Here is a 23,450-nt window from a genome sequence, read left to right as displayed (position 1 = left end):
AAATCAAAAATATGTTTAAATAAAGGAAATTCTAAATAAATATGCACTTTTTATCTTTGTAAAATAAAAATTTATGAATAAGTTATATAATTAAATAAAGGAGGTGTTTATGAAATTATTTAAAATAAAAAGAAAATTTTTATATTCTACAATTATTACAACTATTCCTGTTTTTTCTATTATTTCTTGTTCTAACCAAGCTTCAGTTGAAGAACAAAAAGAAGATAAAATCAATGATTTTTATTATTGAAATTTAAATAAAATAGAAGATTTAAGAGAAAAAGATAACATAGATTTTATAGACTTAAGTAGAGAACAATCTAATAATCTTTTTCAAAATCAAACATCAAAAGTTATATTTTTTAATAAAAAAGAAGAAAAAGAATTAGATTTAAACAGATTTTGATCTTATCGAACAAAATATGAACAAACTAAATTTGACTCTAAAGTGTTTAACATTACAGAAAATAAAGCAAATTACAAGTTTTTAATTTCAGAAGAAAGTATTGATTCACAAATTAAAAATTATGACTTTGCTTTAGAAATCAAACTTCTTAATAAAAAGAATTTAGAAAAAACTTCTTTTTGGTGGTCTAAACAAAAAGAAAAAGAAAATTTTCTTTTAGTAAATTTATATAGAAGAGTACAATCTAAAATAGATTATAGTTTAAACTACAGATTGAATAATGAAAAAGATAAGGTTGACACAACAAAAGAAAAACCAATTGTTGATTTTTATAAATATTATGATTTAGTTGCTTCTAATGTTAAATTCAATTCTTTTAACTTTGATAAAACTGAAAAGAAAGCAAAAATTTCAATTAATTTTGATAAAGGACAAAATTTAAAATATAGAAACTTTAATTTATTAGATCAAAATGATTATTTTAGTATAAAAACCATTTCAATTGATACGCCAAATAAAAATTGAAGTAAAACAAGTCAACAAAAAATTCAATCTTTTGAACCGCATCATTTAGTTAAAGATTATATTTTAGAAAAAACAATTTTTAATCGTTTAATTCAATATTCTTTTATTGTGTCAACTGATTTAACTGAAAAAGAATTTAACTCATTAAAAGACATAAACTTGATTTTTAATGATAATGCAGGAGTATATTAAAAAAATTTAATTAAAGAGGAAAAAATGAAAAGAAAAAAATTATTTAAAAAAATATTACTATCAGTATCTCCTATTTTTACACTAACCACTTTTGTTTCAGCAAAAATGGAAACTACTGATACAATTGAGAGAGATCCTAAAATATATAATGATATGTTTTTTAACTTATTTAATCATTTAGGAATAAAAAAAGAAGAACTTAGTTATGCTCCAGTGAAAATTGGAATTATTGATGGAGGTTTAGTTGATTCAAATTTGCTAAAATACAATGGACAAACTTTAAAGGAATATAGAAATTCTGATACTTACAGTTTGTTCCATAATGAAAATCGTCTAAACAAAGATAAAGTAATTTACAATGAAGAAGAATTAGATGATTTAGAAAAAACTGACAAAAATAAGCAAAAAACTTTTGCTGAATTATATAAAAAAAATAGTCATGCTACAGAAATAGCTTCCATTTTAGGAAGTGATTCAGGTTTTTTTAAAAATGCTATTTTTTATTCAACAACATTTAAAGGAAAAAAAGATGGTTGAAATGGAAAAACATATGATAATGTAGAAGTATTAAGAAAAAATTTAGAATTTATGAGAAAGAATAATGTTTTTTACGTTAATATGAGTTATGGTAGTAAATTAGATGAATATCTTTCAGATTTTATAAACTTGAAAAATTATTTTCTTTTTTCTCCTGATAAAGAAAAATTAGAAACTTTTTATAATCTTTTACAAAAAATAGATTCCTTTGAAACAAGTTATTATATATATGATAGAGAATCATCGTTATTAGATGAGTATGCTTATAAATATAATATGAAATTTTTTATTTCAGCCGGTAATGGAAGAGAAGAATTTTCTAATTTTAGATCAGATTTTATAAAAAATAAAGATTTTATATTTTCTACATTAAATAAAATTAAAGATTTAAAAATAACAGAAAATATTAAAGACATTTATAATAAAATTTTGAATAAAATAGAAAATAATCATAATTTTTATCAAAGAGATAATTCTTTAGTTTCATCTAAAAATACTTTTATAATAGGAGCATATGATATAAATACTAAAAAACCTGAGTACTATTCTGAAAATGCAACTGATAATAATAAAAATTCTCCACTTGGTTTAGGACCAGATAATATGCAAATACCTGTTATTTCTATTCTTAATGAAAAAAATAAAAAAAATTTAACTGGAACAAGTTTTTCAACACCAGTTCTTTTAGGTATGTCAATGTTGTTAGAAATAAAAAACAAAAAACCATTTTATGTACCTCAATTAAAAGCTATTCTTACAGCAAGTTTTGAAAGTAAAAACTCTTGAGAACAATATAACGATTTAGAAGGTTTTGGTTATATAAGTTGAGAAAAAATGAAATATTTTAGAGATAAAGCTAAAAAATTAAATATTTATCGTTATCCAGTTGCGGATGGAAATACACATCATTATTATTTATATTCCAATTTAAAATTTTCATCTCCAACAACTGTTGTATTTTCTAATTACTCATATTTACATGAAAAAAATGAATATTATAAATTAGAAAATTTTGATAAATTAAGTGAAGAAGAAATAAAAAAATATGTAAATCCTTTTACTGTTTCAGTGGATGTAGAAATAGTTGCAGATTCATCTGCAGTTTATAAAATTTATCATTTAAGTCATTATGAAAGTACAGCTGCTTATTTACCTGAAAATAGATTGCAAAATGTATCTAAAGTAATAATAAAACCAAGTTCTGATTTAGCAACTGAATATAAACTTAATGTTTTTTCAAATAATGATGTAAATGCAAAAATAATATGATTAACAGGAGTATGAGCAATACTTGATTAAAATGAAAAAATTATTAAATATTATCCCTTTTATTTCTTTGCCTTTAATTGTTTTTTCCTGTTCTAATCAAAAAGTAAATAGAGAGGAAAATAAATTAAAAGAAACAGAAGAAAAACAAAAAAATGAATTTTATAATTTAAATTTAGAAAATATAGCTGATTTAAAAAATAATTGAAAAATTGATTTTATTCAATTAAACAATGAACAAAATAGAGAAATTTTTGCAAATAATGAATCTAAAATAATCTTTTTTGAAAAACCTTATCAAGAAGTAACAGAATTATCTAAAACTCAAAATTCAGAAGAAAAAATAAATGTTACATCTAACAAAAGAGATTATACATTTATTAATAAAAATCAAAACATAGGTAGTGAAATTAAAACTACTGATTTGGGCTTAGAAATTAAACTTCTTAATAAAGATTATTTAAAAAACAAAATTAATTTGAAATTTAAAGAAAATCAAAATTTATTATTAGTAAATTTTTATAGTACTGCAATATCAAGACTTATTGATGGGCATCCTAAAGATCTACACGATCCTTTTAACAAAAACATTACAACAGATATTGTAAAACCAATAGTTGATTTTTCAGAATATCAAAAGTTGGTTTCTTCAAAAATTAAATTTAACTCATTAAATTTTGATAAAAATCAAAATAAAATAAATTTAACTATTGATATAGATGAAAATCAAACAGAAAATGAAAAAATGATTAATTTATTAAATCAAAATTATTTTTTCAATATAAAAACAATATCAGCAATAAAAAAAGAAAAAAAAGATTTTTATATCAATGCAGAAGAACCAGTATATGAACCCTATGGAGTTTCTAAAAAGTATATTTTAAATAATTGAATTTTAGTTCGTTTACTTCAATATTCATTTATTATTCCTGTAAATATTTCAGAAAAAGAATATAATTCCATCAATGATATTAATTTAACACTTAATGATAATGCAGGAGTTTTTAAACATTTAGTACAAGAATCAAAGATTTTAGAAAATTAATAAAGATATTAAAAATTTAGAATTTAAAGAACATTTACAACTTTTTTACCTTCATATTGATATTCATAAATATATAAAATCCCGTTGATAAAAGTTAATTTTAAAGCATTTTTAATAGGAGAGAGTGAAGCTCTAAAAAGTTTCACTCTTTTATTTTGTTCGTTAATATAAAAAGCACCAGGATTATCGTTTAAAGCCTTTATTTTTCTATATGCTTGAATATAATCATCACTTAAAAAAATTTGAGCAAATTCTTTTTCTATTTTAGGCGAAAAAACTACAAGATTGTCATCTTGTTTTTCAGATTTAAGTTCATTTTTAGATAATTTATTTAATCACTGGACAATATTATTTTTTGCAAGTAAAGAAAGTTTATGAAATAAATCTTTTGATGTGTCTTCTTCTTTTATATCTAATTTTGCTTTTGCAAGCATATCTCCTGCATCCATTTCTTTTACCATATACATTAAAGTTACTCCTGTTTCTTTATCACCGTTTAATAAAGCGTGTTGAATAGGAGCAGCACCTCTATATTTAGGAAGTAAGGAACCATGTATATTAATAGCGGCTATTTTAGGTATGCTTAAAACTGAAGTAGGAATTCATTGTCCAAAAGCAGCAGTGACTAAAATATCAAAGTCTATTTTCTTTAATTCTTCCGTAATTTCTGAAATTTTTGTAGGTTGAAATAGCTTTATGTTATATTGGTTAGCTAAAATTTTTACAGGTGTAGGTAAAATTTTATAACCTCTATTTGATGGTTTGTCTGGTTGACTAATAATTGCAACCACTTCAAAATTATTAATAATTTCTTCAAAAATAGGAACTGCAAATTCTGGAGTTCCTGCTAATACAATTTTCATCTTTCTCCTTTAGTTTTCTTTACTTTAAATTATAAAATAAAGAAACAAAAATTTTAATTTAAAATGAATTAATTTATCTAAAAGTAATATAATTAAATTATAGGATAAAAAAAATGAGCGGAATAATTGTTATTATAATTTTAATATTAGGATTAGCTGGATTAGTTTGATTAATTAAACTAGCTAAATTTCTATTTTCTTTAGCAGTAGGTGCTGTGATTATAGGATTAATTTTACTTTTAATTTTTGGACATCATTTCCTGTTTTAGTTAAAGAAAAACTAACAAAACAAGTCTTTTTTACCAAAAGATTTGTTTTTTTTTTTTTTTTGTAAAATTGAATTATGCAGAAGAAAGAAAAATTAGAAGATTTATCAATTTTTTCTAATTTAATGGGTAAATTAAAAGAAAAATACAGAAATTTAATTAGTAAACTAATAGATAAATTTTGTATCTATTTATTAACATTGCCAAAAGCAAAATTTTTACAAAATATTTCAATATACAAAAATACAATACTTGCTATATCAGTTTTTAATAAAAAAATCTTAATAAAAAATTTTAAGGTAGATTTTGTCTTCTAAAAAAATAATAAATGTTCTTGAAACATTTGCAGGTATTGGTGCACAACATAAAGCTATAACAAAAATAAACAAAGAAAAAAAGATTTTTGAGATTGTTTCAACAGTGGAGTGAGATGCAAGAGCAAATATTGCTTATGGTTTAATTCATAATTCTTTAGATAAAAAATTAAAAAAAATTTTGAAAAACAATAATTTAACTTCAGAAGAAGAAATAAACAAATTTTTATTAAATTTTACAATTTCTTTAGATTCTAAAAAACCAGCAAAGATAATTTCTAAAGACTATGAATTTAAGCAACTGTTAGCTGCTTCGATTATTTTATCAAACAATAATGTTGATATAACTAAATTAGATCCAAAAATTATTCAAGAAAAAGATATAGAACTTATAACTTATTCTTTCCCTTGTCAAGGTTTATCAATAGCAAATATGGGAAGATCAAAAGGAATTAATGATGATAAATCAACTTCTAGTTTAATTTGAGAAATATACAGAATTTTAAAAGGAGCAAGTAAAAAACCAAAATACTTATTAATGGAAAATGTAACAAATCTATTAAGTAAAAAATTCAAACCTGAATATGAAAAATGGCTTTCTGTTTTAGAAGATTTTGGTTATAAAACTTTTACAACCACTATTAACAGCATAAATGCTGGTTCTATTCAAAAAAGAGAAAGAGTTTTTGCTTTAAGTGTTAAAAAAGAAATAAAAACACCATTTAATGATGATAAAAGTTTTAAAGAATTTGTAGATAATATTGCATTTAAAAATAAATTAAGCCTAAATCAAAGAAAAAAAGTTTTTGAAAAAATCTTTAATTTTGACTTAAATTACAGCGAAAACCTAGATGTTTTAATGAATAATACAAAATCTAGAATAAAAATGGTCAAAACACAAAAGATTATTAATAAAAGTGAAAATTATATTATTAATACCTTGACAACCGTTCAAGACAGAATACCTTGTGTTGGAATTATTGAACATAAAAACAATTTAGAGCATAAATTAGATTATCGTTATATAACACCAAGAGAAGCTTATAAATTAATGGGTTTTAGTGATCAAGATTTTAATAAATTAAAACCATACTATGAAAAAAATATTCTCACAAAAGAAAGTCTTTATAGGCAAGCAGGAAATTCTATTGTAGTAGAAGCAATAGAGAATTTATTTAAGGTAATAAAAATCATTGAAAAAGGACAAGATAATGAATAAAAACATAAAATGATGAAAAGACAGAATGAAAGAAAATAATTTTATTACTTGAACCATTGGAACTAATATTTATTCTTATTTAAGTTTCACAGTACTTCAGTGACTTAATGAAGTTGATGAAAATGAAGAAATCATTTTAACAATTGATAAAAAAGAAGTTTTAGCTGAATTTAAAAATAACACACAATTCCCCTTTTATAAAGACAAAAAGTCTAAATCAGACTCTACAATTAGACAAATTTTAGATGTTTTATCTTCTCTTGGGATTATAGAACCGATAGGAGATAATTACAAAATTAATAAAGAATTAATAGATGTAAGAAAGACTGAATCAAACAATTTCTATGCTCTTAAAAAATTTGTAAAATCTAATTTTGCTAATTATATAAAAAAATTTGTTATAGATAAATTAAGAGACATTAAGGAAGAAAAGGAAATTTCGAATTCTTCTATTGAAACAAAATTTTGATGAAATGTTTTAGTAGTTTCAGATGAAACATTATTTAACGATAGACTTAAAGGCATATTTAACACTTTAGTAAAAGTTGGTAATGAAAAACGATTTTATGAAGACTTTGTATTAGAATTTTTATATAAAGAAATCGATAATGATGATATGGAAAAAATAATTTCTGACATAAAAAACATAACGGGGATAGAAGATTATTTATCTATTTTATATGAAGTTATAGATAATTATGAAAAAAATATTGTAAGATATGAAGACAACTCTTTAGATGAAGCAATTAAAAAAATTTCTAATTATTCAACCAAAAGTGAATTTGAAGTCATTAAAACAAGTGTTAAAGATATTTTTACTTCGCAAGAATTAAAATATATTTTACCTTTATATCAAAGAACTTATTCTTGAGATTCTAATATTATAATTGGACTTTTTGAATCTATTTATAATGATTTTATTAATACTAAGCAAAGAAAAAATGATTTCAGTTTTCTAAATAATATAATTATTGTTCAAAATGCAACAACAAACTCTATTGTAGATGGTCAACAAAGAATGGTGTCTTTAATAATAATTATTATTTTATTATATAAATTTTCTAAAAATAAATTTTTTGAAAATGCTCAAGAAAAATTAATACACTTAATTCCTAAAATAAAAGAAATGATTACTGAGTTTGCAAAAGATGATAGTAATTATTTAAGTCTGCAAAATATTTTTAATTCTATAAAAAAAGATGCTCAATTACAAAAGGATAGATTTTACGAAAACTCTTTTGAAATAATAAACCTTATTGTTAAGAAATTTGATAAAAAAGACGAGGATTTTCTTTTAGATTTCATTGATTATATTTTAAATAAAACATTCTTAATTACTACATATATAAAAGTTATGGATGATGATTTTGTAACTAAAATTTTTCAAAATTTAAATCAATATAGCAAAAAATTAGGAGTGCTTGATTTACTAAGAAATAAAGTTTTTGATATATATCGTGATGAAAAAGAGAATAAGATAAAATTATATAATTTAACTGTTAATATTTATTTTAGACGAAAACAGAAAAACGTTTGAAATGAAGATCTCAAAAAAATTTCAAATTTTTTAGATGCAGTTTTTATAAAATATAGATTATTTGAAGAATTGGAAAGAACAAACAAAAAATTTTATGACGAAATAGCAAATTGTTATAATAAATTTGAAAATTTATTTGAATATTATAATAGTAATTTTGAATTTGAAGATAAATTGGAATTACTATGAAAAGATATAATTGAATTTGAATATTGTTCTACTGGACATTTTAATAAATTCTCTACTTTATTAAGTGATAGTGAAATTAAAGAAAATAATAAATATTTAAATAATTTTAATGCCATTTTAACAGAGTATGAGCAAAAAATTTATGACTACAAACAAGTTAATTTTCAAATTAATAATATTTCTAATTCTGGTTCTAAAACTATTTTTACTCAATTAATTTGATCATTAGCATATAACTTGCAATTATTTGAAAATGAAGAAAATACAGAAAAAATGGTTATTTTTAGTAAATATTTAGCTGAAATAGAAAAATTTTCAGCTTTATGAGAAATAAGATTTGCTGGACAATCGCTTTCTAGTTCCATAAAATTAATTTGTAAAAATGATTTATTAAATTCAGATTTTAATTTAATAAATGAATCAAAACTTTATGAACTTTTAGAAAGAATAATAGTTGATTTAACAAAATTATCACTTGTTGAAAAAATCAATGAATTATGAAAATATTTATATGAAAAACAAAATAGTAAAAGCGATAACAAACTATACAAAAACATTATTGCAAAAGTTATTTACAGCTTACAAAATTCAAAAACTCCAAAGAGTTTTACAGGTTTTAAATCACAAGAAGAAAAATATCAAAGTATCGATTTTATTCCTTATACATATGAACATAATTTTCCACAAAAATTAGATCAAAGTACATTGAAAAACTTACTTGAATTAGGAATAAACAGAGAACAAATAGAGAGAATAACTAATTTAATTGGTAATGGGTTTTTATTGTTAGGAAAAGATAACTCTAAATTTAGTAATAAAACAACGAAAAACTATAAAGAAAGCAACATTGAAAACAAAACTATTGAAGGTTTTCAAAATACAGATTTTTATCTACTTGATTTTGAACAAATGAAAACATCAAATTCTATAAAATGAACTAATAATAAAATTCAAATTTCAAAATTAGATAATTTAGACATTGATAAAATTTCAAGTAAAGATGAATTTTTAGAATTATTAAATCAAAGAGAAAAAAGAACAAAAGAAATCATTGAAGCTTACATTTCTATATTGTTTTATGAATAGAAATAGCGAATATTTGATTTAATCCTTTTAATATTTAATAAATACTAATAAAGTAACAAAAAAATATTAACTAAAAAACAAAAAAATTTTTGTAACAGTTGCTTTTAATAGAGAAATTCATAAATTCTTCTTAATTAAAAATAGTTTTTTAAACTTTTTAATAGTTTTATAATATAAATTGTTTATAATTTATAATAAATTAAAAGAAAAGGAGAAATATGAAAATAGCATTAACAGTAATTTTAGTAATAATTTCATTAGTTATAATGATAGTTTCTCTTTTAATGTCTCCTAACTCTAATGGTTTTTCAGGAGCACTTGTTGGTTCTTCAGATTTAGATTTATTTAAAGTTTCAAAAGAAAGAGGACTTAAAAAAGTACTAAAATGAACAATGTTTTCAATGGGTTTTGTTTTACTTTTAGTTTCTTTAGTCATTAGGTTGTTTTAAAAATGAAAACATTTAATTTAAAAGCAATACAATCATTAGTAACAAATAAATCTTTAACTTTTTTAGAATTAGTAAAAAAAATGCAAATAGATAGAAAATTAAATAAGGAATTTTCTATTTTTTTAAATAAATCAGTGCAAAATAATCATTTGTTTTGTAAGGATCAAAAATACTCTTATAAACATGAATTTAAAAAAATTGTAGGAGAATTTTCTTTAAATTCAAAAGGTTTTGGCTTTATAAAAGTTTCAGAAACCGAAGATTTCTTTGTTCCAAAAGTTTATACTTGCAACTCTTTGGACAAGGATTTGGTTGAAGCAACATGTTTTGAAGAAAAAGATGGGGAAATATGATGTGCAATTAACAAAGTGGTTGAAAGATCAAAAAGTTTTCACTATGGTTACATTAAAAAAAATGGTTCCTTTTTTGATTTTATTTCTTTAGATCCACGTTTAAAAGCAAGATTTAGATGAAAAAATAAATACGCTTTTAGTGAAAATGATTTAGTAAAAGTAAAAATAGTAGATATACAAGGTAATAATTTAGTTATTGACTTGATTAAAAACTACGGTGATTTAAATAAACCTTTTCAAGATATTGAGTTAAGTATAGAAAAAAGCGAAATACCACATATTTTTCCTGAAGATGTTTTATTAGCTGCTAAACTTTTACCACAAACAATTGATAATGAAGATATAAGTGACAGAATTGATTTAAGAAAAGAAATAATAGTGACAATTGATGGTGATGATACTAAAGATTTTGATGATGCTATTAGTGTAAAAAAACTTGAAAATGGAAACTATATTTTAGGAGTTCATATAGCTGATGTAAGTTATTATGTTAAAGAAAATGAAACAATAGATTTAGAAGCAAGAAAAAGAGGAACATCTATTTATTTAGCAGACAGAGTTATTCCAATGTTGCCTTTTGAACTTTCTAACGGTATTTGTTCTTTAAATCCTAATGTTGATAGATTCACTATTACAATGGAATGTGAAATTGATTCCAAAGGAAATAATGTATGAATGAAATTTTATCCATCCATAATTAACTCTTACAAAAGACTAACATACAAAGAAGTTAATGATTTTTATAATAAAAACAAAGAATTTGATAAAAACATTTCTGAGTTATTAACTAATGCTAAAAATTTAACAGAAATTATTCGAAAATATAAGGTAAAACAAGGATTTATAGATTTTGAATTCGAAGAATCAAAAGTAGTTTTAGATAAAAATGGAAAAACTGTTGATATAGTAGTTAGAGAAAGAAATGAAAGTGAAAACATGATAGAAGATTTCATGGTAAGAGCTAACGAAAATGTTGCAGAATTTATGACTAAAAAGAATTTTCCTTTTATTTATAGAATCCATCCAGCACCAGATGTTGAAAAAATAAATGCTTTTAACCATGTTTTAAAACTATTAAATATAAATGTAACTATTCCTTTAACAGAAGAACCGAAGGAATTTGCCAAAGCAATGGAAAAAATTAAAAAAATTAATTTTGATAACTTTATAAAAATTAATTTATTAAGAACTATGCAAAAAGCAATTTATTCAGAAAAAAATGTTGGTCATTTCGGACTTGCTTCAGAATATTATACACACTTCACAAGTCCTATTCGTAGATACCCAGATTTGATAGTTCATAGATTACTTAGAGAACTAGTATTTTTAAAAAATACAGAAAAAATCGAAGCATACAAAAATGAATTACAAGAAATTTCTTTAAAAAATTCTTTAAGTGAACAAAGCGCTATTTCTTTAGAAAGAGAAGTTCTTGGAATAAAAATGGCAGAATTTTATGAAGACAAAATCAATAATAAAGAATTTAAAGCACAAATAGTTTCAGTTAAAAAATTTGGTTTTTTTGTTGAATTAGAAACTGGAACAAGTGCATTAGTTCACGTTTCCGCTTTACCTGGGGAAGGATTTGAAGTTGATGAAAATGAGTTATTTTTATCTAATCAAAAAATAACATATAAAGTTGGTGATTTTGTAAATATAAAAATAGAATCTGTTTCTAAATTTGAAGGAAAAATAAACGCAATTTTAGCATAGTTTTATACTATGCTTTTATTTTGAAATTTTTGTAAAAAATCCTTTTATACCTATAAATCCTTTATAAAAGTATTTTTTTTAAAAAAAATATAACAGAGATTTAAAAAAATGTAAAATTTATGTTATGAAAAGTAAGGAATTTTGAAAAGTTTTTTTATTTATTATTAAATGTACTTTTATTGGTTTTGGTGGCGGAAATGCACTAATGCCAATAATAAAAAAATATGCAGTTGATCAATATGGATGAATAACTGAAAAAGAATTTAATGATGGAATTGTTGCTGTTAATTTAATTCCTGGGCCAGCGGTTATAGAAATGTTATCTTATATTTCCATAGTAAAACTAGGTAAAATAAAAGGAATGATAGTTACACTTTTAGCAATAATGCCACACGTTATTATGGCAATGCTTCTTTATTTTTTAACAACATTTTTACCTAATAAATATTTATATGTAATTAATGCAGCAGTTATTCCTGTATTAATTGGAACAATAATAGCATTTGCTTATAGATATTTAAAAACAAGTTTTAAAACATTAAGCTTACCAATTTGAATTCCACTTTTTATACTAACATTATCATTTTGTTTGTTTGCTCCAAGTCCTTTTAATATACCAGCAATTCCTTTAGTATTAGTTATTTTTATAGTATTTATAGTTGAATTTATTAGAGTTAAAAAGGGGAAAAAATAATGATTTTAGCTATTTTAGCTTGTTTTTTAGGAGTACTAATAATAGGTTTAATTGTTTTTGGTGGTGGTCAAGTTTTCATACCTATTTTTGAAAATTTTTGAAATTTTTTATCAAATACATTCAATCTAGAAATTACAAAAGATCAAATTGATACAGTTATAACCATTTCTAATTCTACTCCCGGTGTAGTTTCTACCAAATTTGCAGCATTTACTGGTATTTTAGTTTCAAACGGACAATGATGAGGATGAATAATAAGTTTTTTTACATATTTAATTTTTTGTCTTCCTTCTATATTTTTAATGATTTTATCTGTAAAATTAATAAAAAATACAGAAAAAAATAAATATTTATCTAAAGTTATAAAATATTTAAATCCAGTTTTAGCAGGAATTTTATTTGCTCTTGCTATTCAATTATTTATAAGCATTACATTTCCAAATATTTATTTTAATGATACTAATTTAAGATATTTTGGTGTAAAATCAACAGAAAAAAGTTCGTTTTTTAGTGGATGAAGGTTTATAGCATTAATAATTTATTCTATATTTTTTATAATTATTTCTATAGTGTGAAATATAAAGAAAAAACCCGTATTTTTATTAATTTTAATTTCTATAATAACTGCATTTATTGTTTTTGAACCTTGATTGTAAAGGAGAAAAGTGTTAACAAAAGTAAAAAAAGTTACAACTAAACCTGGAGTTTATTTGTGAAAAAATGAAAAAAATGAAATCATATATATAGGTAAAGCTAAGAATTTGAGAAACAGAATGATGCAATACTTTAAAGGTAGCATCAATTCTCGTTATACTTATAAAATGGTAGAAGAAATCAGGGATTTTGAAATCATTGAAACTAATAGCGAAAAAGATTCTTTAATTTTAGAAACCAGATTAATTAATGAAAAAAAACCAAAATATAATATTCTTTTAAAAAATAATAAAAAATATCCTTATTTAGTAGTTAAAAAAGATAAAAAAATCTCTATTTTAAGAGAAAATAACTTTAAAGAAGGAAAGAATTTATATCACTTTGGACCACTTCCACCTAGTTACGGTTTTAGAGAAATTCAAAATCTAATTGAAAAAATGTTTTTATATAAAGATGGACTTAAAATAAAAGAAGATCAATGAAATGAAGAATCTCTAAACTCTACTTTTTTTCAAATAAAAAAGTTATTATCAAACAAAATGTCCTTTTTTATAAAGGAATTAAAAGAGAAATATGAAATTTATAAGTTTGATGATGTAAAGTTAGAATTAGCTTTAGAAATTAAAAAATTTATAGATAAATTAGAGAAAAATCTTAATGAGAAACAGACTATAGAATTAAATATCGAATACGATGTTGATATTTTTGATATTCAAGAAACTGAAAAATTCTTTTTTACTACAATTTTTATTTATCGTGCAGGATCTTTGTTAAGCATTATAGATGATAAATTTGACAAAAATACAGATAAAAACCTTTTTATAGCAAATTTTATTAATGAGTATTATAAAGAAAATATAATTCCTAAAAAAATAGTTTTAGGTGCTAATTTTTCAAATATAGATTTTAATTTAATTAATTTGGATAAAAAAATCCAAATAGCAAAAAAAGGACAATTTAAATTAGCTTGTGAAAATGCAGAATCTCACAATAAAAATAGAATATCTAAAATCGATGAAATTAAAAATCAAAATCAAGATTTTATTATTTTAGAATTAAAAGAGAAATTACAATTACAAAAATTAGAAAATTTTATTATTATTGATAATTCTTTTGAATTAGATAAAGTTCCAGTCACTTCTATTCTTTATTATAATAAGACTGAAAACATTGAAGATCTAAACTTTTTCTATGTTCATAAAAATAGTAAATCAAACTCTGATGTCGATTTTATGAAACAAGGTTTTCAAAAATATTTAGAAAAATTTTCTCATTTAGAACTAGATTTAATTTTAGTTGATGGTTTCCAAAATCAAATTTCAGCAATAGATAAAATTCTATTTAAAAACTCTTTATCTATACAAGTTTTTGGTCTTAAAAAAGATGAACATCATAGAACAAAATACTTAGTAGATTATAAAGATAATCAAATAAATGTAAGTGAATACTTATTTCTTTTTCTTTCTAAAATACAGGAAAAAGTAGACAAAACTGCAAAAAATTACAGAAACGCAATAAAGTTAAAAAAATTCAATTAAAGCTATTTATAGATAAAAATGTATAAGATTTTTATACATTTTCTTTATTTTTTTAATTTTATTTTTTTCTTATGGTATTATTTTTGCAACTCAAGGAGGTAATATGAAAAAGAAAACAAAAATCATATTAGGAGCTTCTACAGGGTTGACATTATCTGTAGCAGTTATAACAATCCCGAGCGTTTTATATGTTCAACAAAACTTAAATAAATCTGATAATAGTAATAACTCACAAAAAACTAAGATTACTAATAATGATCAAAAAGATTTATTAAAAGACAATATTAATTATTTAGCTATTGGAGATTCCATTAGTGCCGGTTTCAATAGTGAATACGGTTTTGAAATTGCAGGAGATTTAAAAAATAATCAAATTGAAGGATTAAGTTTTCCTGCTTTTTTAGCAAATTATATAAACAAATTAAAACCAAATGCAATACACCAGTTTAATAACTATGCTTTATCAGGTACAAGAATAGTAGATTGATTATATTTACTAGATGCACCTAATGCAAACTATAATCTTAAAGCAGAAAAAGGTTATTTTCAATTTCTTTTATCTTGAGATGATGACTCTCTAAATCCATTTAGACATAGAATAAAAGAGGCTTTTGGTGATTTTCAAAAAGAAAATTTAGAAAATTTAAAAAATAAAATAAAGGAATCTAATCTTATAACAATAAGTTTAGGGGCTAATGATTTATTTGGTTCTTTAAATTTTAATAACTTAGAAAAGTTATTTAATAAAGAAACTCAAAAAGAAGCAATTTTTAATTTAAAACAAGATTTAGAAAGAATTTCTAAAGAAAATTATGTAAATTTAAATAAATTAGTCTCTAAAATAAAGGAAATAAACAGTAAAACAGAAATTGTACTTGTTGGTTATCCAATGCCTTTATTGAGACTATTAAATATAATTGATCATTTTTTTAGTTCAATAGCACAGGAAAAAGTTAATTTAAGTAACCAAATTTTAGATTCCATTAATGCAGTCTCTAAAAAAGTAGCAATTGAAACTAAAATTAATTATATTGAAACTTTTGATGAAGATGATTGAAAATCTAATAATGATAAATGAGCAAAATCTATTTTTGATATTCATCCAACAGAATTAGGATATAAAAAAATGGCTCAAGATATTATTTTAAAATTATCTCTAAATGACATAGATAAAAACTATAGTTTAGTTAAGAATTGAGATGAAAACTATATAGATAAAGATAAAAATGCTTTTCATAAAATTTTTGATTTTTCAAAAAATAACGAAGAGATAGTTAAAATAATTTCAAATTCCAAACTATTTAATGATGAGATTTTAGAAAAATCAAATTATCAAACAGAATTAAATAAAGAAAAAAGCAAACTCTTTTCAATGAAAAGAATAGTCTTAAATTGAATTAATGCAAATCACCATTTAACTAATCAAATAATAAATTCGTTTATTTCTAAAATAAAGGAAAAATACGGAATAAATGATGAAATTGTAGAACTTTTTAATGAAAAAACAGAAGAAAATAAAACATTTATATTTAAATTAATGGAAGAGTTTTTAAGAACCGATTTTATAGATGTTGTAATTTTAAAACTACAAAAATATTTTGATGAAAATGATTTAGATTTAAATGGCATAGAAGGTACACAAATAATAACTTCTAAATTGTTATTAGAAGAATTAAAAACAATATTTAAAGATCAAAAATTTATTTTAAGAATTTTAAAACAATTTTTAAAATCTGATTTTGCTATAAAAAATAAGAATAAATTAACTGCATTAACTAATTTTGCAACAACCTTTATTTTAGAAAATCTGGACAAGTTAAACTTAGTAAATTTAAAAGAAAATAAAGCAACAATTTTAACTTTAACAAAGGAAAAATCCTTTATTAAAGTAATTTCAGATATATTAAATGATTTTATTATAAATGAAAATCATTATGATTCAATTAATGATTTTAATTCTTTATTTGTAGTTTATTTAGAAAACCATAAAGAAGAATTCAAAACCAATTTAATAAATATTATTAAATCCTTAAAAAACAATGAAACCATTTTAAATGTTATATCTAATACTATAGAACAAAAACTAAATTTAGAAAATCCTCAAGAAAACAAGGAAAATATTTTACCTTTTATAACTGATTTAATAGGTTCTGTCGATAAAATTGATTTAGTTTTACAAAATATTGATAAATTAATAGATTCTTTTGTTAAAGGAGAGTTGAGTTTTAATAACTTTTCTTTTGAAAAAGTAATTAGTATTTTGGATTTCAATTCACTAACTGGTGATTTAACTAAATTAGCAGATTTTTTTAAATTAATAGAAACTGGCGATATTTCAATAGAAAATTTTGTTAACTTTTTCAATGTAATAATAGAAAATTCTCCATTTAGCAACACCGAAAACTTAACAAAAGAAAAGAATCTATTCTTTTATTATTTAAATAATATAAATAATGATCCTGACACAAAAAAAAGAACAAGTTTAAGTATAAGTGATATTACTAAATTAAGCGGTGATTCTTTAGTTTCAAAAATTACTTTAATTTCAACAAAAGCATTTGAAAAATATAAAGAGTTTAAAAAGACTCATCCAAATGTTAATGAATTGGACAATCCATATAGAAAATTTCTATATAGATTTTCAGGATTAATTTTATGATATGCATATGAAACTTATGCAAGAGAAAGTTCTTTTCACTATATTATTTACTATTCTTCTTCACCATTCAATATAGAAAAAAGTATATATAATTCCTTAGCAGGAAAGTCAAAAGAGCAACAGACATTAATAACTTCAATATTTGGAAATAGATATTCATCATTTTTTGGTGATTCAGCCAAATCAATTCATAACAACGATTTAATGAAAATGATTTATTATAATACTGAAGCTAACAAGCACAATATTAAATGAAGAGAAAATCTATTTAAATTTATTAAACAAGGAAAACCAGATTTAAACAAATAGTTTGCTTATACAAGTAAAAAAAATAAAAAAATTATTGACTATTTTTAAAATTGTGGTAATATATATACAAGCGACCATAGCAAAGGGGATCACCTGATACCATTCCGAACTCAGTAGTTAAGACCTTTTACGCCGAAGATACCAGAGATGGGAAAATAGGGAGTTGCTGCTTTTTTTTTGCTTTTTTATAGATATAAAGGAGGTTTTATGTCATTTACTCATGAAATAAAAATGGAATTAATTGAAAACAAGATGAAAGAAAAGCAATTTAAAAGCTTCTTAAAAGGTTTAATCTTTACAAATTGTCAATTTAATAATAATGATTTAGAAGTTGTTATAAAAATTAATAGAGCAGATATTTCTATGAAAATAAAGGAAAAATTAGATAAATTTAAGATTAAATTTTATCGTTCAATTAAAAATAAAAACTGAATAATCATTTTAAAAAAAGATATTGATTTAGAATTAGTTATTAATGAACCAGCTTTCTTTTTTGCAGGAGCATTTTTAGGTGGTGGCACTATTTCAGGCATAGATTCTACTTCTTATCATCTTGAAATAAGTTATTTTGAAGAGAAAATAGGTAATTTAATGATTAAAAAATTAAATAACTATGAATTTAATTTTATTTCTAAAAAAAGAAAAAATAAATTTTTTATTTATGAAAAGAAAGTAAATAATATTTTGGACTTTTTAAGTGCAATTAGAGCAAACACTAGTTTTTTAAAATTTTTCAATTTGAAAAATGAAAGAGATATTGAAAATAACGCAAATAGACTTGCTAATTTAGACTTTCATAATCAACAAAGACTTGTAAATGCTTCTCAAAGAGATATAAAAAATTATTTATTTTTAAAAGAAAATAATTTGGTAGATCAACTCACTGATGATCAAGTGATTTTTTTTGAAATAAGAGTAAAATTCCCGTATTTACATTTAAATGAAATAGTGGAAATTTTAAAAGAAGAGCATAATATAATAAAAACTAAAGGTGGCTTAAATCATTGATCGATAAAATTAGCTCAAATCGTGTCTAAATATAAAGCAAAATAATATTTTTATAAAAAAGTCAAAAATAATATATAATAAATTTGTTATATAAACTTAGGAAGGGTATGAAAATGAGCAAATCAAGTTCAATTATTATGTTCTGAAATAACTCAATTGAAATTTATGCAATTGCTTTTTTTCATACCTTTTTTAAGTAAGAGAATAAAATTATTTTAAAAATAATGAATAAAACAAACTCTTACTTTTAAAAAAGTAGGAGTTTTTCTCTTTTATATAATAAAAAATAATAAGGAGATTTTATGCAAGAAAAATCAGTAAGAAAAATTGGCTTATTTGTTTCATTGATGTTGCTTATTGGTTCTGTTGTGGGAATAGGAATATTCTTCAAAAACGCATCAGTAGCTAAAGCAACCGGAAATAATGGATTAGCTTGATTATTGAGTTGAATTATTGGTGGAGTTATTTCACTTGGTGCAGCTCTTAGTTTTTCTGAAATAGGAAGTTTCAGAAAAACTAAATTAACAGGTTTATCTAGTTGAGCTTATAAAATTTATGGTGTAAAAGCAGGGTATGGAGTATCATTTTTATATTCACTTTTTTATTATGGGTTATTAACTAGTGTTTTAGGTATTTTTGGATCAGAAATATTTTTCTTTTTCTTATCAGGAATAACAAGTTTGGAGTTTGGTAAAATTCCATTTTGAGTAATTGTTGTAGTAGGTTTATTATTCTCTGTTCTATTTTTAGCTTTAAATCATTTATCTATTAGAACAAGCGGAATAATACAAACAGTAGTAACATTTACAAAATTTATTCCTTTAATAGTTGCTGTTGTTGTGGGAATTGCGTTTTTTGACACTCATAATTCAGAAGGTGGAGTAAATGCGTTTTTAGATTTTGAAGGGAAAGCACCTTTTGGATTAAAAGGAATGATTGTCGCAATTCCTGCAGTTCTCTTTTCTTATGATGCTTTTTTAGTTGCCGGTTCTGTAAGAAACAAAATGAAAAATGCATCTAAAAATTTACCTTTTGTAATTTTATTTGGAATGACTCTTATAGTTATTTTATATACTTTAATTGCTGTGTCATCCATTTTACATAATAGCGGTATTGTTTGAACAGTTTTAGCAGATACATTACCAAAAACTGTATCTAAATATATTATTCCATCTGTAGTGTTCTTTATTTTAATATCAACTTTTGGAGTAATAAACGGAATAACATTAGCATTTATTAGTGAAACATATAGTGCAATTGACTTAAATTTATTTTTTGGTTCATATGCACTAAAAAGAAAAATAGGTGCTAAAAAAACAGAATTAATATACAATGCAATCATTTTAACTTTTTGAGCTATCTTGATTTTAGTACCTTCAGTGGTTTTAAAAATGGATAGTTGAATAGATGGAGCAACAAATTATCCTACAGTTTTCTTTTTTGGTATATATGGATTTGTAATTGGTTCATATTTAATAAAAAGAAATAAAATTACAGAAACTAAGAAATTAAATAGTTATTTATTTTATACATTTTCTGTAATTTCTGTTGTAGGTATTGCTTTTGTAGAAGTAGTTTATTTATATACAATTTTTTCAGATTTATTTAACCCTGATTTTAAATCTTCATGAGGTTTATTTAGAGACAATGGAAATTTAATATATAAATGAGTTCCTGTTTTAGTTTATTTCTTATTTTTAGGATTCTGTATTGGTTCTTTATATTTAAATATTTTCTTAGAGAAAAAAGTTTTCAAAAGAAATATTTTAGAAGAAATGAAGTTAAAATTACAAGAATATGAAGCAGAAAATTAATCGGTTACAAACCGATTTTTTTCTTATATTTAGTCATTTTTATAATATTTTTGAAATATTTATAATAAAAGTGTAAAATTTTTATATTATGCCAGAATTACCAGAAGTTAGAGTCGTAAGACAAGAATTAAATAAATATGTTCAAAATAAAAAAATTGAGAATATTCATATTTTTAGAGATTCATTTATAAAGGAAATTTCCGTAGAAAAGTTTAAAGAAGCTTTAATTGGACAAACAATTGTAGAAGTAACTAATGAAGGAAAATTTCTTGTATTTCATTTAACTAATGATAATATTATTTTAAGTCATTTGAGAATGGAAGGAAAATATAATTATTTTGAACCAGCAAAAACAAGATTAAAACATGATTATGTTCTTTTTGAGTTTAGTGATAATAGTAATTTACACTACAATGATACAAGAACATTTGGAACTTTTCACTTAAGAACAAAGCAAAATTATTTAACAACAAATCCACTTGCTAAATTAGGAAAGATACCTGCACAAACAAATTTAGAAGAATTTTATAAAAAATTAAAATCTAGAAAAAAAGCAATTAAAACTTCTTTATTAGATCAAACTCTTGTTTTAGGATTAGGAAATATTTATGTAGATGAAGTGCTGTTTGCAACCAAAATTCATCCAGAAACTCCTAGTAATTTAATTTCCAAAAAACAAGCTAAAGAAATTTTAGAAGTAGCTACAGATATTTTAGATCGTTCCACTGAATTAGGCGGAAGTAGTATAAATTCTTACACATCATTAAACAAGAAAAAAGGTTCTTTCCAAAACTTTTTACAAGTTCACACTAAAAAAGGATTACCTTGCCCTATCTGTCAAAATGAAATTTTAAAAATAAAAGTAAATGGTAGAGGAACCTATTACTGTAAGGAATGTCAAAAATAAATGAATAATTGAAGTTATGAAAAAACAATTGATTTGCACGGATTAACTACATCAGAAGCAGAAATAGTATTATCAAATGCCATTTTTGAATTTAATAATTCAAATCAATATGACAGTTTAAATATAATTGTAGGAAGGGGTACAGGAACATTAAAAGTTTTTGTTAGAAGTTTTCTTGAAAGAGAAAATTTGTTTTTTACAGAAGGTGAAATAAACTTTTCAGTATTCAAAAAAGCATTTTAAAAGCAAGCTTTATAGCTTGCTTTTTTGGTCAAATTAATGATTGGAGCGAGTGAAGGGAATCGAACCCTCATAGTCAGCTTGGAAGGCTGAAGTTCTGCCATTAAACTACACTCGCGAGATACTTTATTATTATAAACTATTTTTTGTAAAAATCAAGAATTTTTATAGAAATTTTTATTTTTTTAAAAAAAATTTAAAAAAAACGGAAAAAATAAATAAAAAAAGCGATTTTTAGTCATTAAATATTATGTGATTTTTTACTTTATAAAGAAAAATACCTTTTTTTAATAAAAAGGAAGATGTCCTATTTTGAGAAAAGAGAAATTGTAAAATTAAATTAATTTTATTTTCAGTTAAATTTATATTTAAAAATTTTTGGTGAATTAGGTTATATATTAAATTTTTTTGCTTTTTTTCTGTTTGTTGTTTTAATCAATCAATATCAAAATTTGTTTTTTCTCATTTTTGCAACATTTTTTTATTTTTTCTATCTTTAAATAATAAAAAAATGTTTTTAATTTTGTAAGAAAAAATTGTTAGATTTTTATAAAAAGATTTATTTTTAAACTCAATTCTAATTTTATTTCTTTCATAAATTGGTAAGTTATTTGTATAGTCAATGGCAAAATTTATGTTTTTATTTTTTAATATTTTTTCAATTTTGTTTTTTGAATACTTAAAAAGTAATGGTCTATAAATTTGCATATCAAAGAGTTGACTTTTCTTTTTTATACCTCAATAATTAACTATTTTATTTTTATTTTTTTGAAGCATTATTGTCTCAAAAAAATCATCTTTATTATGGGCAATATAAAGGAAATTACAGTTATTTTCTTTATAAATTTTTTTAAAAAAATCATATCTTATTTGTCTGGCAAAATTTTGGAAATTTTCTATCTTTTCATAATTATCATAACTAACAGTTAGAACAAAAAAAGGAATTTTGTATTTTTTACAAAAATTCTCTACTATTGTTTGATCTTCATCACTAGTTTCTCTTTTTTTATAGTTAACGTGTGCCACAACAATATCTTTATTTTTAAATTTATTTAACATAAAGATAGAATCTGGTCCGCCACTAACTGCTAAGAGAACTCTTTGCTTTTTTATTTTTAGCATTAAACCTTTCAATAACCATTCTTATATCGTTTGAAATAAATTCAATTGAAGCAAGAGCGGCATCTTCAACAACTTTATCAATTATTTCTTTTTCATTTTGACTAAAAGGGGTTAAAACGTAATTTCTAGTGTTTTTATTTTCTGGTCGACCAATTCCTATTTTTAATCTTTTAATTTGATCAGTACCTAGTTGTTCAATAATGTTTTTCATACCATTATGCCCAGCGTGAGAACCGTGATTTTTAATTGCTGCTTGACCTATTTTAAAGTCCATATCATCATAAATAACAAGAATATCATCAGCAGGAATTTTAAAGAAAGACATTATTTCTCTTACAAAATCACCTGACTTATTCATGTAAGTAAATGGTTTTGCTAAAACATAATCTTCTTTTTTTGCAAAAACACCATTGAATTTGCTTCTTTCAAATTTTAATTCTAATTCATTAGCTATTTTATCTAAAACTCAAAATCCCACGTTGTGCTTTGTATTTTCATATTCAACACCAGGATTTCCTAAACCTATAATTAATTTCATATTTTAA

General features: G+C 22.3%; 20 protein-coding genes, 1 tRNA gene and 1 rRNA gene. 18 read left to right on the top strand and 4 right to left on the bottom strand.

What is annotated here, in order from left to right:
* The first annotated feature begins 109 nt into the window (after nt 1-109).
* From ACXX85_RS00955 to ACXX85_RS00945, 3 genes are read left to right on the top strand one after another with little or no spacing between them, the layout of a single operon-like run.
* A complete protein-coding gene (locus ACXX85_RS00955; protein ID WP_458560392.1) occupies nt 110-1,123 on the top strand; it encodes a hypothetical protein in 1,014 nt (337 codons plus the stop codon).
* A gap of 24 nt (nt 1,124-1,147) precedes the next feature.
* Nucleotides 1,148-2,959: a S8 family serine peptidase gene (locus ACXX85_RS00950; RefSeq protein WP_458560391.1), complete on the top strand. Its 1,812-nt coding sequence runs from the start codon at nt 1,148-1,150 to the stop codon at nt 2,957-2,959.
* Nucleotide 2,960: 1 nt separating this feature from the next.
* Nucleotides 2,961-3,971: a hypothetical protein gene (locus ACXX85_RS00945; protein ID WP_458560390.1), complete on the top strand. Its 1,011-nt coding sequence runs from the start codon at nt 2,961-2,963 to the stop codon at nt 3,969-3,971.
* A 23-nt stretch (nt 3,972-3,994) separates the two neighbouring features.
* Here ACXX85_RS00945 and fmt read toward each other — a convergent pair whose 3' ends face one another.
* Complete coding sequence (fmt, locus tag ACXX85_RS00940; RefSeq protein ID WP_436358680.1) at nt 3,995-4,834, bottom strand: methionyl-tRNA formyltransferase; 840 nt, start codon at nt 4,832-4,834, stop codon at nt 3,995-3,997.
* Nucleotides 4,835-4,947: 113 nt separating this feature from the next.
* On the opposite strand from fmt, the gene ACXX85_RS00935 reads away from it, so the two are divergent.
* The 15 genes from ACXX85_RS00935 to ACXX85_RS00865 all read left to right on the top strand — a co-directional run bounded on the left by ACXX85_RS00935 (nt 4,948) and on the right by ACXX85_RS00865 (nt 21,786).
* The gene (locus tag ACXX85_RS00935; RefSeq protein ID WP_436358679.1) at nt 4,948-5,103 is read left to right on the top strand and encodes a hypothetical protein; all 156 of its coding nucleotides are present in this window, start codon (nt 4,948-4,950) and stop codon (nt 5,101-5,103) included.
* Between the two features lie 74 nt (nt 5,104-5,177).
* Nucleotides 5,178-5,417 (top strand): hypothetical protein, encoded by a 240-nt coding sequence (locus tag ACXX85_RS00930; protein ID WP_436358678.1) that lies wholly within the window; start codon nt 5,178-5,180, stop codon nt 5,415-5,417.
* Nucleotides 5,407-6,633, top strand: a complete 1,227-nt coding sequence (dcm, locus tag ACXX85_RS00925; RefSeq protein ID WP_436358677.1) for a DNA (cytosine-5-)-methyltransferase — start codon at nt 5,407-5,409, stop codon at nt 6,631-6,633. Before ACXX85_RS00930 ends, dcm begins: the two co-directional genes overlap by 11 nt.
* Nucleotides 6,626-9,445 (top strand): DUF262 domain-containing protein, encoded by a 2,820-nt coding sequence (locus ACXX85_RS00920; RefSeq protein WP_436358676.1) that lies wholly within the window; start codon nt 6,626-6,628, stop codon nt 9,443-9,445. Before dcm ends, ACXX85_RS00920 begins: the two co-directional genes overlap by 8 nt.
* Before the next feature lie 218 nt (nt 9,446-9,663).
* A complete protein-coding gene (secG, locus tag ACXX85_RS00915; protein ID WP_436358675.1) occupies nt 9,664-9,894 on the top strand; it encodes a preprotein translocase subunit SecG in 231 nt (76 codons plus the stop codon).
* A 2-nt stretch (nt 9,895-9,896) separates the two neighbouring features.
* Nucleotides 9,897-11,960 (top strand): ribonuclease R, encoded by a 2,064-nt coding sequence (rnr, locus tag ACXX85_RS00910; protein ID WP_458560389.1) that lies wholly within the window; start codon nt 9,897-9,899, stop codon nt 11,958-11,960.
* A gap of 124 nt (nt 11,961-12,084) precedes the next feature.
* Nucleotides 12,085-12,654 (top strand): chromate transporter, encoded by a 570-nt coding sequence (locus ACXX85_RS00905; protein ID WP_436358673.1) that lies wholly within the window; start codon nt 12,085-12,087, stop codon nt 12,652-12,654.
* The gene (locus ACXX85_RS00900; protein ID WP_436358672.1) at nt 12,654-13,310 is read left to right on the top strand and encodes a chromate transporter; all 657 of its coding nucleotides are present in this window, start codon (nt 12,654-12,656) and stop codon (nt 13,308-13,310) included. Before ACXX85_RS00905 ends, ACXX85_RS00900 begins: the two co-directional genes overlap by 1 nt.
* Nucleotides 13,311-13,319: 9 nt before the next feature.
* Nucleotides 13,320-14,846, top strand: a complete 1,527-nt coding sequence (locus ACXX85_RS00895; RefSeq protein WP_458559391.1) for a GIY-YIG nuclease family protein — start codon at nt 13,320-13,322, stop codon at nt 14,844-14,846.
* 103 nt (nt 14,847-14,949) lie between these two features.
* Nucleotides 14,950-17,814, top strand: a complete 2,865-nt coding sequence (locus ACXX85_RS00890; RefSeq protein WP_458560388.1) for an SGNH/GDSL hydrolase family protein — start codon at nt 14,950-14,952, stop codon at nt 17,812-17,814.
* Between the two features lie 66 nt (nt 17,815-17,880).
* Nucleotides 17,881-17,986, top strand: a 5S ribosomal RNA gene (gene rrf / locus ACXX85_RS00885).
* Between the two features lie 35 nt (nt 17,987-18,021).
* Nucleotides 18,022-18,867: a DNA-binding protein WhiA gene (whiA, locus tag ACXX85_RS00880; RefSeq protein ID WP_458560387.1), complete on the top strand. Its 846-nt coding sequence runs from the start codon at nt 18,022-18,024 to the stop codon at nt 18,865-18,867.
* Between the two features lie 257 nt (nt 18,868-19,124).
* On the top strand, nt 19,125-20,636 hold the full coding sequence (locus ACXX85_RS00875; protein WP_458560386.1) for an APC family permease: 1,512 nt from the start codon (nt 19,125-19,127) through the stop codon (nt 20,634-20,636).
* 88 nt (nt 20,637-20,724) lie between these two features.
* Complete coding sequence (mutM, locus tag ACXX85_RS00870) at nt 20,725-21,543, top strand: DNA-formamidopyrimidine glycosylase (protein WP_458560385.1); 819 nt, start codon at nt 20,725-20,727, stop codon at nt 21,541-21,543.
* The gene (locus ACXX85_RS00865) at nt 21,544-21,786 is read left to right on the top strand and encodes a Smr/MutS family protein (RefSeq protein WP_458560384.1); all 243 of its coding nucleotides are present in this window, start codon (nt 21,544-21,546) and stop codon (nt 21,784-21,786) included. It begins immediately after the preceding gene.
* Between the two features lie 41 nt (nt 21,787-21,827).
* On the opposite strand, the gene ACXX85_RS00860 is transcribed toward ACXX85_RS00865, so the two are convergent.
* The 3 genes from ACXX85_RS00860 to pth form a co-directional block, all read right to left on the bottom strand.
* Nucleotides 21,828-21,901, bottom strand: a tRNA-Gly gene (locus tag ACXX85_RS00860).
* Nucleotides 21,902-22,017: 116 nt separating this feature from the next.
* Nucleotides 22,018-22,905 (bottom strand): tRNA lysidine(34) synthetase TilS, encoded by an 888-nt coding sequence (gene tilS, locus ACXX85_RS00855; protein WP_458560383.1) that lies wholly within the window; start codon nt 22,903-22,905, stop codon nt 22,018-22,020.
* A complete protein-coding gene (gene pth, locus ACXX85_RS00850) occupies nt 22,865-23,443 on the bottom strand; it encodes an aminoacyl-tRNA hydrolase (protein WP_458560382.1) in 579 nt (192 codons plus the stop codon). The genes tilS and pth overlap by 41 nt, the downstream gene beginning before the upstream one ends.
* Between the last annotated feature and the right edge of the window lie 7 nt (nt 23,444-23,450).

It is taken from the genome of Mycoplasma sp. Z386, from assembly GCF_054343375.1.
The sequence above is the reverse complement of the archived record's forward strand: the minus strand, read 5'-3'. Positions and strand labels throughout refer to the sequence as shown.